General features: G+C 44.8%; 15 protein-coding genes, 17 tRNA genes, 1 rRNA gene, 1 pseudogene and 1 riboswitch. Of the genes and pseudogenes, 6 read left to right on the forward strand and 28 right to left on the reverse strand.

Going from position 1 to position 15,044, the window contains the following annotated elements; all coding sequences use genetic code 11:
• The first annotated feature begins 10 nt into the window (after positions 1-10).
• Positions 11-634, forward strand: a complete 624-nt coding sequence (locus Q5C82_RS07635; RefSeq protein ID WP_003224036.1) for a B3/4 domain-containing protein — start codon at positions 11-13, stop codon at positions 632-634.
• Positions 635-724: 90 nt separating this feature from the next.
• Here the strand turns inward: Q5C82_RS07635 and Q5C82_RS07640 are convergent.
• A tRNA-Gly gene (locus Q5C82_RS07640) sits at positions 725-798 on the reverse strand.
• 193 nt (positions 799-991) lie between these two features.
• On the opposite strand from Q5C82_RS07640, the gene Q5C82_RS07645 reads away from it, so the two are divergent.
• Positions 992-1,192 (forward strand): helix-turn-helix transcriptional regulator, encoded by a 201-nt coding sequence (locus Q5C82_RS07645; RefSeq protein ID WP_003224033.1) that lies wholly within the window; start codon positions 992-994, stop codon positions 1,190-1,192.
• Between the two features lies 1 nt (position 1,193).
• Positions 1,194-1,667 carry a hypothetical protein gene (locus Q5C82_RS07650; protein ID WP_003224031.1) on the forward strand — a complete coding sequence of 158 codons (474 nt, stop codon included), beginning with the start codon at positions 1,194-1,196 and terminating at the stop codon, positions 1,665-1,667.
• A gap of 17 nt (positions 1,668-1,684) precedes the next feature.
• Here Q5C82_RS07650 and rpsN read toward each other — a convergent pair whose 3' ends face one another.
• The 6 genes from rpsN to Q5C82_RS07680 all read right to left on the reverse strand — a co-directional run bounded on the left by rpsN (position 1,685) and on the right by Q5C82_RS07680 (position 6,471).
• Positions 1,685-1,954, reverse strand: coding sequence for a 30S ribosomal protein S14 (gene rpsN, locus Q5C82_RS07655; RefSeq protein ID WP_003224029.1), 270 nt, complete (start codon positions 1,952-1,954; stop codon positions 1,685-1,687).
• A gap of 114 nt (positions 1,955-2,068) precedes the next feature.
• A complete protein-coding gene (locus Q5C82_RS07660) occupies positions 2,069-2,605 on the reverse strand; it encodes a hypothetical protein (RefSeq protein WP_032727348.1) in 537 nt (178 codons plus the stop codon).
• A 96-nt stretch (positions 2,606-2,701) separates the two neighbouring features.
• Positions 2,702-3,838, reverse strand: a complete 1,137-nt coding sequence (gene ssuD, locus Q5C82_RS07665) for an FMNH2-dependent alkanesulfonate monooxygenase (protein WP_003224024.1) — start codon at positions 3,836-3,838, stop codon at positions 2,702-2,704.
• Between the two features lie 22 nt (positions 3,839-3,860).
• Positions 3,861-4,691 (reverse strand): ABC transporter permease, encoded by an 831-nt coding sequence (locus Q5C82_RS07670; protein ID WP_079996309.1) that lies wholly within the window; start codon positions 4,689-4,691, stop codon positions 3,861-3,863.
• A complete protein-coding gene (locus tag Q5C82_RS07675; RefSeq protein ID WP_003224019.1) occupies positions 4,688-5,686 on the reverse strand; it encodes an aliphatic sulfonate ABC transporter substrate-binding protein in 999 nt (332 codons plus the stop codon). The genes Q5C82_RS07670 and Q5C82_RS07675 overlap by 4 nt, the downstream gene beginning before the upstream one ends.
• A gap of 17 nt (positions 5,687-5,703) precedes the next feature.
• A complete protein-coding gene (locus tag Q5C82_RS07680) occupies positions 5,704-6,471 on the reverse strand; it encodes an ABC transporter ATP-binding protein (RefSeq protein WP_032727349.1) in 768 nt (255 codons plus the stop codon).
• A 410-nt stretch (positions 6,472-6,881) separates the two neighbouring features.
• Between Q5C82_RS07680 and katA the strand changes: the two genes are divergently transcribed.
• Positions 6,882-8,333, forward strand: a complete 1,452-nt coding sequence (gene katA / locus Q5C82_RS07685; RefSeq protein ID WP_003224015.1) for a catalase KatA — start codon at positions 6,882-6,884, stop codon at positions 8,331-8,333.
• Between the two features lie 24 nt (positions 8,334-8,357).
• On the opposite strand, the pseudogene Q5C82_RS07690 reads toward katA, so the two are convergent.
• The 3 genes and pseudogenes from Q5C82_RS07690 to Q5C82_RS07700 form a co-directional block, all read right to left on the reverse strand.
• Positions 8,358-8,556 (reverse strand): annotated as a pseudogene (locus Q5C82_RS07690) (FbpB family small basic protein).
• 131 nt (positions 8,557-8,687) lie between these two features.
• Positions 8,688-10,460, reverse strand: a complete 1,773-nt coding sequence (gene thiC, locus Q5C82_RS07695; RefSeq protein ID WP_032727350.1) for a phosphomethylpyrimidine synthase ThiC — start codon at positions 10,458-10,460, stop codon at positions 8,688-8,690.
• A gap of 132 nt (positions 10,461-10,592) precedes the next feature.
• Positions 10,593-10,700: riboswitch (TPP riboswitch) on the reverse strand.
• 68 nt (positions 10,701-10,768) lie between these two features.
• The gene (locus Q5C82_RS07700; protein ID WP_003224009.1) at positions 10,769-11,461 is read right to left on the reverse strand and encodes a Type 1 glutamine amidotransferase-like domain-containing protein; all 693 of its coding nucleotides are present in this window, start codon (positions 11,459-11,461) and stop codon (positions 10,769-10,771) included.
• Between the two features lie 162 nt (positions 11,462-11,623).
• On the opposite strand from Q5C82_RS07700, the gene Q5C82_RS07705 reads away from it, so the two are divergent.
• On the forward strand, positions 11,624-11,830 hold the full coding sequence (locus tag Q5C82_RS07705; protein ID WP_044427423.1) for a spore coat protein: 207 nt from the start codon (positions 11,624-11,626) through the stop codon (positions 11,828-11,830).
• A 64-nt stretch (positions 11,831-11,894) separates the two neighbouring features.
• Here Q5C82_RS07705 and Q5C82_RS07710 read toward each other — a convergent pair whose 3' ends face one another.
• Entirely contained in the window at positions 11,895-12,098 is a 204-nt protein-coding gene (locus tag Q5C82_RS07710; protein ID WP_072566821.1) for a hypothetical protein, read from the reverse strand.
• Positions 12,099-12,237: 139 nt separating this feature from the next.
• On the opposite strand from Q5C82_RS07710, the gene spo0M reads away from it, so the two are divergent.
• On the forward strand, positions 12,238-13,014 hold the full coding sequence (gene spo0M, locus Q5C82_RS07715) for a sporulation control protein Spo0M (RefSeq protein WP_003224004.1): 777 nt from the start codon (positions 12,238-12,240) through the stop codon (positions 13,012-13,014).
• Between the two features lie 50 nt (positions 13,015-13,064).
• On the opposite strand, the gene Q5C82_RS07720 is transcribed toward spo0M, so the two are convergent.
• The 17 genes from Q5C82_RS07720 to rrf form a co-directional block, all read right to left on the reverse strand.
• Positions 13,065-13,146 (reverse strand) — tRNA-Leu (locus Q5C82_RS07720).
• A 233-nt stretch (positions 13,147-13,379) separates the two neighbouring features.
• Positions 13,380-13,468: transfer RNA gene (locus Q5C82_RS07725), tRNA-Leu, on the reverse strand.
• 7 nt (positions 13,469-13,475) lie between these two features.
• A tRNA-Cys gene (locus Q5C82_RS07730) sits at positions 13,476-13,546 on the reverse strand.
• A gap of 5 nt (positions 13,547-13,551) precedes the next feature.
• A tRNA-Gly gene (locus Q5C82_RS07735) sits at positions 13,552-13,626 on the reverse strand.
• A gap of 48 nt (positions 13,627-13,674) precedes the next feature.
• Positions 13,675-13,746: transfer RNA gene (locus Q5C82_RS07740), tRNA-Gln, on the reverse strand.
• A 9-nt stretch (positions 13,747-13,755) separates the two neighbouring features.
• Positions 13,756-13,831, reverse strand: a tRNA-His gene (locus Q5C82_RS07745).
• A gap of 24 nt (positions 13,832-13,855) precedes the next feature.
• Positions 13,856-13,929 (reverse strand) — tRNA-Trp (locus tag Q5C82_RS07750).
• Between the two features lie 5 nt (positions 13,930-13,934).
• Positions 13,935-14,019, reverse strand: a tRNA-Tyr gene (locus Q5C82_RS07755).
• Between the two features lie 21 nt (positions 14,020-14,040).
• Positions 14,041-14,113: transfer RNA gene (locus tag Q5C82_RS07760), tRNA-Thr, on the reverse strand.
• Positions 14,114-14,118: 5 nt separating this feature from the next.
• Positions 14,119-14,194, reverse strand: a tRNA-Phe gene (locus Q5C82_RS07765).
• A 12-nt stretch (positions 14,195-14,206) separates the two neighbouring features.
• Positions 14,207-14,283: transfer RNA gene (locus tag Q5C82_RS07770), tRNA-Asp, on the reverse strand.
• Positions 14,284-14,347: 64 nt separating this feature from the next.
• A tRNA-Met gene (locus Q5C82_RS07775) sits at positions 14,348-14,424 on the reverse strand.
• Between the two features lie 7 nt (positions 14,425-14,431).
• Positions 14,432-14,507: transfer RNA gene (locus Q5C82_RS07780), tRNA-Val, on the reverse strand.
• A gap of 9 nt (positions 14,508-14,516) precedes the next feature.
• Positions 14,517-14,588 (reverse strand) — tRNA-Glu (locus Q5C82_RS07785).
• A 34-nt stretch (positions 14,589-14,622) separates the two neighbouring features.
• Positions 14,623-14,714: transfer RNA gene (locus Q5C82_RS07790), tRNA-Ser, on the reverse strand.
• Between the two features lie 5 nt (positions 14,715-14,719).
• Positions 14,720-14,794 (reverse strand) — tRNA-Asn (locus Q5C82_RS07795).
• Between the two features lie 9 nt (positions 14,795-14,803).
• Positions 14,804-14,919 (reverse strand): 5S ribosomal RNA (gene rrf / locus Q5C82_RS07800).
• Between the last annotated feature and the right edge of the window lie 125 nt (positions 14,920-15,044).

Raw genomic sequence — 15,044 nt, forward strand, 5'->3', positions numbered from 1 at the left:
GTGAATGCTAGTGAATATCAAACTTGATTCTGTTATTACTGAGCGCGCGGCCTGCTTACATGCGGCGGCTGTGATTTATGAGAATATTGAAGTCGGCTCCTCTCCGCAAATGCTGAAAGGCAGGCTTCGCCTATTTCAAGAATCCCTGTTTTTCGATTATGCGGACGGCGGAATATCTGAAGAACCGTTCGTCAAGGAATGGCGGGAACTCTTTAAACAGCTTAACCCTACATTTGAGGGAGAAACAACCCCAATGGAGAACATGCTGATCCCAATATCCAAAGAACAATTCATGGAAAGTAAGGATTCAGCCCATGACACCATCGATTTTTTCGCATTAAAATATTCTCTGCCCATTATGATTTATGATGCCGGCAAGCTTCATGAGCCAGTCCGAATCTCATTGGGAGAAAAAGAAAACATACTGCTTTTCTCTGATGAAAACGGCATATTTGGTGATTTTAAAAACAGTGTCAATCGCTATCCAGTTTCAAACAAGACCAAGAGCATGCTGCAAATCATTTTTTTCCCGCCATCCATTGAAAAAAGCAGCGCTGTTAAACTCTTATCATCATTAACGAAAATGTTTGAACAAATTCACGGTGGCGCCCATACAGTACATTGGCTTACGTAAAAGAACACGAATGACGTGTTCTTTTTTACATAAAAAAACGCAATACTTCGTTTATCTGAGAAACGAAACACTGCGTTAATAACGTATGTATGGAGCGGGTGATGAGAATCGAACTCACGACATCAGCTTGGAAGGCTGAGGTTTTACCACTAAACTACACCCGCATTTGTGTTTGTCAGTAACAGCACCGCTCTGACTTTTTTAATATTACACGTTTATTAATTTTTCGTCAAGGGAATATAAAAATTTTGTCGAAAAAAAGTTTTATAATTGTAAAGTTGTTAAGTCACATTTACAAAATGTTAAGTATACTATACAATATAATCAATCGAGCATGTGAAGGGGACAGACGTCATGATGAAAAATAAAGTAAAAGAGCTGAGGGCACGCTTCGGCTATTCTCAGGAAAAACTCGGAGAAACGATCGGCGTTACAAGACAGACTGTAGCAGCTATCGAAAAAGGCGATTATGTTCCCTCACTGTTGTTAGCACTGAAAATCTGCAAGGCCTTCTCCATGAAAATGGAGGATGTCTTTTGGTTAGAGGAGGAAAACTAAGATGAGCATGAAAACAAAAGCAGCTTTTCAACTTGTTTTATTTGGCCTTGCATGCTGGACGCTGATTGCATACTTTGAAGCATCAGAAGGCATCGCATCCTTTATCCGCACAAAGAGCGGCGAGATGGTGTTTGAATTAAACCTCACTCCCTTTATTCTGTTTGTTGCGGCGTCTGCGGTTTATTTGTACTTACAGAAAAAAAGCCGTCCTGCTGCAAAAAAGCTTCTTCTGCCTGATGAATTTGAAGAGCAGGATGAAAGAGAGCAGATGATGACGGCAAAAGCATGCCGCGCGTCATATATCGCCGTCTACTTCTCGCTACCTGCCGCAGCGGTTCTTCTCATTTTTTATCCGCTTTTTCAATCGCGCATTCCGTTTTTCCCTATTATTATTGTGTTTATCATCATGATCATCCAGCACCTATCCTATGTCATCTCTTTCAAGAAGAACGAAAAAAACTCCGGCGCGCTGTAATCGGCCGGAGTTTTTTCTTACCAGCTCGCTTTTTTCACACCGGGAATCTGGCCTTTATGAGCCAGTTCCCTGAAAGCGATTCTGGACATTTTAAACTTCCTCATATATCCTCTCGGGCGCCCCGTTACCATGCAGCGATTGTGGAGTCTTCCCGGTGCTGAATCTCTTGGCAGCTTGTTGAGTGCCTCGTAATCTCCTTTTTCTTTCAACTCGCGTCTAATATCAGCGTATTGTTCAACAAACTGTTGGCGTTTTAACTCTTTTGCCACTTTTGATTTTTTAGCCAAGACACAGAGCCCTCCTTTTCAAATCGAAATTATTACGATTTAAAATGTATCATGCACCATTCAAAAAAGCAAGCATACCGCTTTGTAAAACAGACGGCCTGAAGCCGTCCGTTTCTAATGATGCAATTCCACGTAATACAGTAACGCATCTTGATGCTTAATAAGCTCTTTTTTATATTCAGAGGTGTGCATTGGCTCGTCAGTCCCTTTAATACTGCTGCCGATCAAAACAGGTTTCTCGAAAGAAATAGGTTCCGCCGCTGAAATATTCTGAGCCATTTCCTGTGTTGCGCTATCGTCACGTTTCACCGATGAACTGGCCGCTGTATTTCCCTGTTTATCAACAATGCCAAAATGAACAGTCCGGCGTTTATTCTTTCCTTCTCCCTCATCATTCTCAAAATAAACAAATTGTAATGTATCGGGTTTTTCCTCTGAATAATCTGCACTTACCGGACCAATCGTCTCAACTAGCTTTCCTTTTTGATAATGTTCGATGTACATGTCAGCTGAAGAAATACTTTCACTGATATTGACGGCTTCGGCAGTGAATGCCTGTAAAGCTGCAACATCCATTCTATTTTTTTCAAAATCTGATATGTCCGCTGCTTTGATTTCCATCTGCTTTGAATGTCCGCATGCTGACAGTATAGCTATCAGGCAAATGACTGCTGCGCTTATCAATGTTTTCAGAAAAACAGCCCCCTTTATTTGAATATCATACCATGTTCGGGGGCTGTGTTTTACTTAAACTGACGCATTTTTCTCTTTGACAAAATAAGTGTTCCCGACGGCTTCTCCCCTTTTGTTCTGAAGCTTTCTCGTCCGCTCATTTTCAAACGGCAAAAGCGGAAACACAAGCTCTGCAAAATAATACGCTTCTTCTAAATGTGGATATCCAGAGAATATAAACGATTCTATGCCGAGTGCCTGGTACTCCGCTATCCGGTCGGCAATAGTCTTCGGATCACCGACAAGAGCTGTTCCTGCCCCGCCCCTGACCAGGCCGATCCCCGCCCACAGATTCGGGCTGATTTCAAGCTTCGTCCGATCGCCTTGATGAAGAACGGCCATCCGCTGCTGGCCTGAAGAATCGTAACGGCTCAAAGCTGCCTGCGCTTTGGCAATGGTGTCATCATCCAAGTGGCTGATCAAGCGTTCAGCCGCTTCCCAGGCCTCTTGTTCAGTTTCACGGGCAATGACGTGCAGCCTAATGCCGAATCGAACGGATCTCCCTTCTTTTTCAGCCTGCTTTTTGACTCTCTCAATCTTTTCTTTTACTTGTTGAGGCGGCTCGCCCCACGTTAAATACACGTCTGTATGCTTTGCGGCCGCCTCAATCCCCGCCTGTGACGATCCTCCGAAATAGATAGGCGGATGCGGCGCTTGCTGCGGCGGGAAGAGCAGATTGCTGTTTTCCACTTTTATATGCTTTCCTTCATAGGAAACCGTTTCTCCCTGCAAAAGTCTCCGCCAAACGGTTAAAAATTCGTCTGTCGCTTCATAGCGTTCATCATGGCTGATAAACAGGCCATCTCCAGCCAGCTCGAACGGATCGCCTCCTGCCACAACATTGATCAGCAGCCGGCCGTCTGAAATGCGGTCTAAGGTGGATGTCATTCTGGCTGCTAGAGAAGGCTGCATTAAACCGGGTCTTACCGCGACTAAAAACTTTAGGTCCTTTGTTTCTCCTGCTAAAGCCGCTGCTGTAAGCCACGGGTCCTCGCACGATCTTCCCGTTGGCAGGAGAACACCCGTATATCCCAGCCTGTCAGCCGCCTGCGCGACTTGTTTAAAGTAAAGATGATCCGCAGTCCGCCCATCGCTTTCAGACCCTAAATATCTCGCGTCTCCATGAGTCGGTATAAACCAAAGAATTTCCATATCCATCTCCCCTTTACGTATATTACCCTTCGTAACTGTTTCTCCACTTTAACAGTTTTCGTTCAAGCAGCCTGACAAAGGAATCCGTCAGCTTTCCAACAACAGCAAAAATGATAATCCCGGCAAATACTTTGTTCGTTTGTGAGAACTGTCTTGCATCCATAATCATATAACCGACTCCTGAGCTTGAGCCCATCAGCTCTGCCACAACAAGTCCGAGCCATGCAATGCCGAGCGATAAGCGGATGCCGAGCAGTATATTTGGCAGGGATGCCGGCAATATCACTTTGGAAATCTGCTGATGCCATTTAAATTCAAGTACCCGGGCGACTTCAAACAGCTTCGCGTCAACCCCGCGGATGCCGTTAAATGTATTAATATAGACAGGAAAGAAAGCGCCGAGCGCAATCAGCAAAATTTTAGATACCTCATCAAAACCGAACCATAAAATAAACAGCGGCGTGACCGCCAGATGGGGAACGGTTCTGAGCATTTGCAATGACGGATCAAGATACAGCTCCGTCCGTTTGGAGAACCCGGCAAAAATTCCGATAATCAAGCCAAGCCCCGCGCCAAGCAAAAAACCAAGCGCCGCCCGATAGATGCTGATTTGCAAATGCCCGAACAGCTCACCGGACAAAATAAGCTCTTTAAACGTCAGGACGATCGCAACGGGTGTGGGCAGCACTGTAGCGGACACTACCCCAAGGCCGCCGATGATCTGCCAGATGGCGATGATGACAGCAGGCAGCAAAAGCCCCTTCATCCAGCCGTATTTCATCCTTCCGGGCTTTTTTCGCACCGCTTCCGCATTCGTTTTCGGCAGCGAGCCTGCAGCCTCTGCTTTCATCATTGATCACCTCCGGAGGAATTTTGCTTTAACGCTTTTTTAATAAATGTGTTATCCACAACCTCTTTCACATCAATCTTCTTGTCTATCGCCTTCGTTCGGTATTGAAAATCTGCTGTCTCCTGCTGTGCTTTCACAATGTCGTCACTGATGACCTCATTCAGAGGCTCAGTATTTTTCAACACATTTTCGACGACCTTTTTATCGAGACCTTTAATGTCTGCATACAAGTCAGCGGCTTCATCCAGATGTTCCTTTTGCCACACAACAGCCTTATTAAACACCTTCAGAAAACGGACCACTTCGTCAGGGTGCTCTTCGGCAAACTTTGTTCTTACTAAAGTAAATCCGGGTGAATATAAATCTGTGCTTTCCCCGTTCACAAGGATTTTTGCTCCGTGTTTGATTGTTTCTAAAGACAAGTACGGCTCCCAAATGGACCAGGCATCAACAGATCCGTTTTCAAACGCAGAGGCCGCTTCATCAGGCTGAAGCTGAATGATCGTCACATCATTAGCTGACAATCCCACTTGATCAAGTGCTTTATACAGAAAATCAAAACCGCTGCTCCCTTTGGCGACTGCAATTTTCTTTCCCTTTAAGTCCTTGACATCCTGAATGCCGCTGTTTTGATTGACAAGGATACCGTTCGCTTTCAACCCGTCTTGAGATAAGCCGATTTCTTTAAAATCAATGCCTGCCGCCTGCCCTGAGATCACAGGCGAATTCCCGACTTGAGAAAAATCAAGTTTGTCTGCCGCAAGGCCTTCAAATTGGGGCGGACCGCTTTGAAACTCCACCCATTTCACTTTGATGCCTTCTTTTTCAAATGCTTCTTCAAACCAGCCTTTCTCCTTCGCAATCAAAAGCGGGCTTAAACTTTGCTGAATACCGATTCGAATTTCTTTCAATTGTTTGTTGTCACTGCTGGCTCCATTTGCTCCGCAGCCTGCCAGCAGAAAAAAAACGGCAATCAATACAATGAGTCCTTTTTTCATTTCTGCTTCCGCCCTTTCTATATCCCTGATCCTTCAGCGTACTCTAGATCTTCTGTTTTCTCGAATTCCGACAGCACTTTCTGTCTGATCGCTTGGAAATCCGGTGTCGTCCGGTTTCGCGGATACGCCAGATCAATGGGCATCAGCTTGTGGATGTTCCCCGGTTTGGCCTTAAGGATCGCAAGCTCATTTCCTAAATAAACAGATTCATCTATATCATGAGTGACGAGAATCATCGTTGTTTTTTTCCTCCGCCATATATCCAGCAGCACGTCCTGCAGGTGTTTTCTAGTAAAAGCATCCAGTGCACCAAACGGTTCATCTAAAAGCAGCACCTCAGGCTCCCGCAGAAGAGCACGTGCGATAGCGACTCTTTGTGACATACCGCCTGACAGCTCGCGCGGATATGCTTTCTCCGATCCTTTCAATCTGACAATCTCAATCAGTTCATCCACCTTCTGTTTGACTGTTGGATCTTTCAAGTTCAAATCGGCGGCAATATTCTGCTCAACTGTCAGCCATGGAAAAAGGCGGTGCTCCTGAAAAATAAATCCTTGCTGAATACCCGGAGCTGTTACGCTGCGTCCGTTAATTTCAACACTCCCGTCATAATCTGAATCAAGCCCCGCAATAATCTTTAACAGAGTGCTTTTTCCGCACCCGCTCGGTCCGATGAGCGTCAAAAATTCACCTGGTGCGATTGATAATTGAATGTTCTCCAAGACCGTTGTTTTGCGGCCCTCTTGAACAAATGTCTTTTCTTTGATGCTGATGGTCACAGCCACTTTTATCCCTCGCTTTCTGCCAACCCCGCCTTCTACAAAAACAAAAAGGCCCCCATCTCTGTTCGTTGTAGAGATGAGAGCCTTCGGCGGTCCGATCAGCTGCCCAATTGTTTTTTGTTTGAATATCATGTTAATTCAAATTATTCCGATATGTCAACTCTTTTTTTAAAACGAGATTTTGCCATCCTTGTTTATCACTTACTCTGCTTGTTTCGCAAATAGAGAAGAAAAAAATCATTTCTTCAAAAAACTTTATTCTCTCTAACAAGCTGTTATGACAAGGGTTTATCAAGATTTTTAATACTTGATATCCCTTAATAGAGATAACTATTTTATAATAATTATAAAATAATATTGACTTTTTACTTAGAGATGATATTATGTTCTTATAAATTTCAAGAGGTGATGACATGAGTTCAAATAAACTGACAACTAGCTGGGGCGCTCCGGTTGGAGATAATCAAAATTCAATGACCGCCGGTTCTCGCGGACCAACTTTAATCCAAGATGTACATTTACTCGAAAAATTGGCCCATTTCAACAGAGAACGTGTTCCCGAACGTGTCGTTCACGCCAAAGGAGCAGGCGCACACGGATATTTTGAAGTGACAAACGATGTAACAAAATACACGAAAGCCGCTTTCCTTTCTGAAATCGGCAAACGGACACCGTTGTTCATCCGTTTCTCAACAGTTGCCGGTGAACTTGGCTCGGCTGACACCGTTCGCGACCCACGCGGATTTGCTGTTAAATTTTATACTGAAGAAGGAAACTACGACATCGTCGGTAACAATACACCGGTATTCTTCATCCGCGATGCGATTAAGTTCCCTGATTTCATCCATACACAAAAAAGAGATCCAAAAACACACTTGAAAAACCCTACAGCTGTATGGGATTTCTGGTCACTTTCACCAGAATCACTGCACCAAGTGACAATTCTGATGTCAGACCGCGGAATTCCTGCGACACTTCGCCACATGCACGGCTTCGGAAGCCATACATTCAAATGGACAAATGCCGAAGGCGAAGGCGTATGGATTAAATATCACTTTAAAACAGAACAAGGCGTAAAAAACCTTGATGTCAATACAGCTGCAAAAATTGCCGGTGAAAACCCTGATTACCATACAGAAGATCTTTTCAACGCGATTGAAAACGGTGATTTCCCTGCATGGAAACTATATGTGCAAATCATGCCTTTAGAAGATGCAAATACGTATCGCTTCGATCCGTTTGATGTCACAAAAGTTTGGTCTCAAAAAGACTATCCGTTAATTGAAGTTGGACGCATGGTTCTAGACAGAAATCCGGAAAACTACTTTGCAGAAGTAGAACAAGCGACATTCTCACCTGGAACACTCGTGCCTGGTATTGATGTTTCTCCGGATAAAATGCTTCAAGGCCGGCTGTTTGCTTATCATGATGCACACCGCTACCGTGTCGGTGCGAACCATCAAGCGCTGCCAATCAACCGCGCACGCAACGAAGTAAACAATTATCAGCGTGACGGACAAATGCGTTTTGACAATAACGGCGGCGGATCTGTTTATTACGAGCCTAACAGCTTCGGTGGTCCGAAAGAGTCACCTGAAGATAAACAAGCAGCATATCCGGTACAAGGAATCGCTGACAGCGTAAGCTACGATCACAACGACCACTACACACAAGCCGGTGACCTCTATCGTTTAATGAGCGAAGATGAGCGTGCCCGCCTTGTTGAAAATATCGTAAACGCCATGAAGCCGGTAGAAAAAGAAGAGATCAAACTTCGCCAAATCGAGCATTTCTACAAAGCGGATCCTGAATACGGAAAACGCGTGGCAGAAGGCCTTGGATTGCCGATTAAAAAAGATGCTTAATAGAAGTGTAAAAACCCGCTGTAATTAGCGGGTTTTTTTATATTTAGTTACGCACCGCCGTATGCTTCTTATCAATCTTCATATAAATTTCCTCCATAAGCTCCGCGCTGTTCATAATCTCTCTTTTGTTTTTTTCAATCAGAAGATCAAGCGGCAAAATCTGATTCCCATATGTTTTTCGCTTCCTGAATCGTTTTCTCCCCTTCTCTTTTTTGATTCCCATCAATGATCCCTCCTTTTTCATACAAAAAAGGCCCTTATCTAAAAGATAAGGGCCTTCGGTGTCCCGATCAGCCAATGCTGGAAATATATATTAGCTATATTAAAACGTATTCCATTTCGCCTGTCAATCTATTATTTATACAGCTTGCTGCCTTGATTCACAAATTCTTCAGCTTTTTCTTTCATTCCCTCTTGAATGGCATCCCATTCACTAAGCTCTTTATCCTTCGCATAATCCCGAATATCCTGAGAAATTCTCATACTGCAAAACTTCGGCCCGCACATTGAACAAAAGTGAGCGGTTTTTGCTCCTTCTGCCGGCAGTGTTTCATCATGATATTCAAGCGCTCTTTCCGGATCAAGAGATAAATTAAACTGGTCTCGCCAGCGGAATTCAAAGCGGGCTTTCGATAACGCATCATCCCGTATTTGCGCTCCGGGATGTCCTTTTGCAAGATCTGCTGCGTGCGCAGCAATTTTATATGTAATGACCCCTTCACGAACATCATCACGGTTTGGCAAACCCAAATGCTCCTTCGGCGTTACATAACAAAGCATTGCTGTCCCATACCAGCCGATCATCGCCGCTCCGATCGCTGAAGTAATATGGTCATAGCCCGGCGCAATATCCGTCGTCAGCGGCCCCAATGTGTAAAAAGGCGCTTCTTTGCAAATGTCCATTTGTTTATCGACGTTCTCTTTGATTTTATGCATCGGCACATGCCCCGGTCCCTCAATCATCACCTGAACATCATGCTTCCAGGCAATTTGCGTCAGTTCTCCGAGGGTCTCTAATTCAGCAAATTGCGCTTCGTCATTGGCATCAGCGATTGATCCGGGGCGAAGCCCGTCCCCAAGAGAAAAAGCAATATCATACGTTTTCATGATTTCACAGATTTCTTCAAAATGAGTATACAAAAAGCTTTCCTGATGATGGGCCAGACACCACTGTGCCATAATCGCGCCTCCGCGTGACACGATTCCAGTTGTCCGTTTGGCGGTTAGCGGGACATACCGCAGCAAAACACCAGCGTGAATCGTAAAATAATCCACTCCCTGTTCTGCCTGCTCAATCAGCGTATCACGGTAAATCTCCCACGTTAAATCCTCCGCTACGCCGTTTACTTTTTCAAGCGCCTGATAAATCGGAACAGTTCCCACAGGCACAGGGCAATTGCGAATAATCCATTCACGCGTCGTATGAATATCTTTTCCGGTAGAAAGATCCATCATCGTATCCGCTCCCCAGCGGATGGCCCACGTCATTTTTTCCACTTCTTCTTCAATTGATGACGTAACCGCTGAATTTCCGATATTCGCATTAATCTTCACATGGAAATTCCGGCCGATAATCATCGGTTCACTTTCAGGGTGATTAATATTTGAAGGAATGATCGCCCGGCCGCTCGCTACCTCATCTCTGACAAATTCGGGAGCCACATGCTCGCGAATGGCGATAAACTCCATCTCAGGTGTAATGATACCCTTTTTGGCATAATGCATTTGGGTGACATTTTGGCCTGCTTTCGCCCTCAGCGGTTTCCGCTTTAGTTCTGGGTAGCTTATGTTTGGGTTTGCTTTTTTATAACCGTTATCTTCTGGTTTTATAGTCCGTCCTTCATATTCTTCAACATCGCCGCGCTCTGTGATCCATTTTTGGCGGAGCGGCTTTAATCCTTCTTGAATATTAATGGTCACATCAGGGTCCGTATACGGTCCGCTTGTATCATATACACGCACAGGCACGTTTTCCTCTTCGCCGAACGATCCTGTCGTCGGACTTAAGGCGATTTCCCTCATCGGCACTTGGATGTCAGAGGAAGAGCCCTCCACGTATACTTTTTTACTCCCCGAAAAACTCGACATAATGGAAATGTTGGCTTGCTGCACTGAATCGTTTTGCATCATTGATCCTTCCCCTCTCTTCGTTTGAAAGGACAAAATCAAGCCCATAACCAGCACAAAAAACCGGATTCAAATGAATGAACCCGGTTACAGTCAGAAAGAAACATATTATTGCCCAGCACGACAATAATAAAAACAATTCCTCTACTTCCCCACGCTGGTACGAACCAGATCAGGTCCAAAGGGTTAAGAAGCTTACCTTCTCTCTCAGCCCGAAAGCGGGCACCCCCAGTAACTATTGATTTCGGACTCATCTTAACATAAAACCAATTGAAAAAAAAGAGAAAAATAGAAAATATTCAGCCAAATCAATCCAAGTATTTGACCGTCAGCGGAATTTCAGATATCTCATGTGCACCCCTCATCACCCGATATGCCTTTGCATCCGGTCTTGAACTCACAGTCTGAAACAGCTGATCATTTATGAAATGGAGAGCCGCTCCATCGTCCGCCGCATAGCCATCGCACAAGAATTCGTTAAATATCAGCTGGTGGTATATCGGTCTCCGATTCTTTTCACCGTCATAATGAGGACAAAAGCTCCCTTGTAAAAAACCTAAACTTTTCATACTTGTCAGCGGTCCGGCTGAATCTGTCACCCCTTCTTCAAACCAGCAGATCGCACCGGCACTTAATCCAGCTAAAATCACCCCGTTCTTCCATGCCTCCCTGAGAATAAGCTCCAGCCCCCACTCCTTCCATAGCACAAGCATATTCCGCGTATTTCCCCCGCCAACATAAATCACGTCCTTTTCCATAACAAAAGAAATTAAATCCGTTGACGGCGGCTTAAATAAGGATAAATGAGACGGCACACAATCCAGTGTTTGAAATGCCTGATAAAATCGCTGAACATATTTTTGGGAATCACCGCTCGCCGTCGGCAAAAAACAAATGCGAGGCGACTCCCGTTCCGCTTGATTGATGATATATTGATCAAGGGACAAATTTTCCGGCTCCATCGAAAAACCTCCGCCGCCCATCGCAATAATCTGCTTCATCATCCCACTCCCCGAAAAAGTTTGTTAATCATTATAGCATTTTGTATAAATGCATGATACAAGGCTAAATACTTCTTAATAGGAGGATCTAGAAGAGAAAACCTCTGACAATAACACGAGGTGAAGCCATTGAACGATTTTCCAGCCCCAATTATACCTATTATGGTTCTTGATTGCTTAACAACAATACAAACCAGCATAAAAAAGTACACTGTCGCAATAACAGAAACTACAAACCCCGACCTCAGAACAGCGTTGCATGATCAATTAGATGCAGCTGTTCATCTGCATGGGGAACTATCTGAACTTCTGATGGAAAAAGGCTGGATCCTGAGTAAACCATTTCAAATCGATTTGCTTTTATATTGAGGAGAACTGTAACAAAGTCACAAAAAAAGACGGAATCTCATCTTTCAGATCCCGTCTCTCCCTTTTATTGCTCCACTCTTCTTAAAGCCTCGTTTACCGTTTCTTTTATAAACGCATCTTCACCGCTTAATCGGTCTAAACTAAGATCTCCGTTTCTCAGCCTTTCGGAAATATTGTTTATATCCTCCTCTACCGTGATTTGCAGCTCACCAGCCAAAAACATTCTGTGTAATTCATCAGCAACCATACTTTCTTTATCCATTTCAATCCGCTCCTTTGCTTTCAATATTATTCTTAGTCTGTCCCTAGGCCGGACGAATAATAGGTAAAAAGTATGAATCAAATGAATCTTTTTTCTTCCTTCTTACGTATATCTGTTGAGAAAAAGAAAAAGGGGAAGATCTAATATGTCATTTTTTAAGAAGCTTGCGGCAAGTGCCGGTATCGGTGCTGCAAAAGTAGAAACAATTTTAGAGAAAGACGCATATTATCCAGGAGAAGAAGTACGGGGAACTGTCCATGTCAAAGGCGGAAAAATCGCTCAGGACATCCGCTATATTGATTTACAGCTTAACACACGGTACGTCATTGTAAAAGACGATGAAGAGCATCGGAAATACGCTACAATTCATTCTTTTCGGGTCACTGGTTCATTCACCATTCAGCCTGGAGAAGAGCATCAATTTCCGTTCTCATTCACCCTCCCTCTTGATACACCGATTACTGTAGGGAAAGTAGAGGTCGCCGTGGTGACAGACCTTGATATCCAAGGCGGTATCGATAAATCCGATCATGACCGAATTTTCGTTGAAGCGCACCCTTGGATTGAAAGTGTGCTGGAAGCATTTGAAAACCTGGGCTTCCGTCTTAACGAAGCAGACTGCGAACAAGCGCCTTACTTCCAACGCCGCCTACCGTTCGTTCAAGAATTTGAGTTCATTCCGACATCGGGCTACTATCGTCAGATGCTTGATGAATTAGAGCTTATTTTCCTTTTAGACGAAGACGGTTTAGACATTATTTTCGAAGTCGACCGCAGGGCAAGAGGCCTGCGAGGATGGCTGGAAGAGATGTATAATGACGGAGAACAGCTCGTACGTGTCCGCTTCAGCCAATCAGAGCTTGAAGATGCAGAAGAGCTTAAAGAGGTACTAGAAGAGATCATAGACCAATACGCTGAGTGAATTATAAAAATAAAAACCCGTTTCTGTATAAGAAACGGGCTTTTTCAGTATACCGGTGGTCGGGGTCGAACCGACACTCCAGAAGGAACACGATTTTGAGTCGTGCGCGTCTGCCAATTCCGCCACACCGGCAAGTTTTACGTCGTATCTAACCGACGAATATAAATATATCATGGATCTTATAAAGTGTCAACGTATTTCAAAAAAGTTTTTTTGGAAAGATAATAATAAAAAAGTGTTAAGAGACTTAGCTGATAATGATAAATCAAACAATAAAAAAATGATCTACACAAGTAGATCATTAATATGATTAGTTATAATAATAAAACACAAACACCAATTCAACTTACCATGGTAAGTAAAATTGGTGCCGAGGGCCGGACTTGAACCGGCACGGTAGTCACCTACCGCAGGATTTTAAGTCCTGTGTGTCTGCCAATTCCACCACCCCGGCAAAAGAAAGGCGACACCCGGATTCGAACCGGGGATAAAGGTTTTGCAGACCTCTGCCTTACCACTTGGCTATGCCGCCGTAATTGGAGCGGAAGACGGGATTCGAACCCGCGACCCCCACCTTGGCAAGGTGGTGTTCTACCACTGAACTACTTCCGCATCTTAAGGGACTTCATACATCATATGCAATTTATATAAAAAGTGAGACTGGGCTAGCTGGATTCGAACCAACGCATGACGGAGTCAAAGTCCGTTGCCTTACCGCTTGGCTATAGCCCAATGATAATATGGGGCGATTGATGGGAATCGAACCCACGAGTGCCAGAGCCACAATCTGGTGCGTTAACCACTTCGCCACAACCGCCATAATCTCAAGATGTAAAAAATTTGGCAGGGGCAGTAGGAATCGAACCCACACCGGAGGTTTTGGAGACCTCTGTTCTACCGTTAAACTATGCCCCTATAAATGGTGGAGGGGGGCAGATTCGAACTGCCGAACCCTGAGGGAGCGGATTTACAGTCCGCCGCGTTTAGCCACTTCGCTACCCCTCCATATTAATGTTAAGAAAAGAGTGCCGGCAAGAGGACTTGAACCCCCAACCTACTGATTACAAGTCAGTTGCTCTACCAATTGAGCTACACCGGCATAGGTGGTGGCTCGGGACGGAATCGAACCGCCGACACACGGATTTTCAGTCCGTTGCTCTACCAACTGAGCTACCGAGCCTAAGTATTTAAATGGCGGTCCGGACGGGACTCGAACCCGCGACCTCCTGCGTGACAGGCAGGCATTCTAACCAACTGAACTACCGGACCATATTTATAAAGTGAATTATTTTAGTTGCACCCTTCGGGCACTCCTTATTTCATTCATATAATTTGGTTGCGGGGGCAGGATTTGAACCTGCGACCTTCGGGTTATGAGCCCGACGAGCTACCGAACTGCTCCACCCCGCGATGATAATGGTGGAGGATGACGGGCTCGAACCGCCGACCCTCTGCTTGTAAGGCAGATGCTCTCCCAGCTGAGCTAATCCTCCATCATATAATGACCCGTACGGGATTCGAACCCGTGTTACCGCCGTGAAAGGGCGGTGTCTTAACCGCTTGACCAACGGGCCCAGACTTTCAAATGTAATTATGTATAAGTATCAGTGGCGGAGAGCAAGGGATTCGAACCCTTGAGACGGAGTTGACCGCCTACACGATTTCCAATCGTGCTCCTTCGACCACTCGGACAGCTCTCCAATAATGGCTCCGCAGGTAGGATTCGAACCTACGACCGATCGGTTAACAGCCGATAGCTCTACCACTGAGCTACTGCGGAATGAAGTCTGCCTGGCGATGTCCTACTCTCACAGGGGGAAACCCCCGACTACCATCGGCGCTGAAGAGCTTAACTTCCGTGTTCGGTATGGAAACGGGTGTGACCTCTTCGCCATCATCACCAGACAATTTCAGTGACATTTAACATTATACTATGTATTCTTGAGAAAATCAAGTGTTTTTTTGAAAAAACTTATTCTCTCAAAACTAGATAACAGGTGTGACATCATTCAAAATGTGGGTTAAGTCCT

It is taken from the genome of uncultured Bacillus sp., assembly GCF_958411575.1.
GTDB lineage: Bacteria > Bacillota > Bacilli > Bacillales > Bacillaceae > Bacillus > Bacillus spizizenii.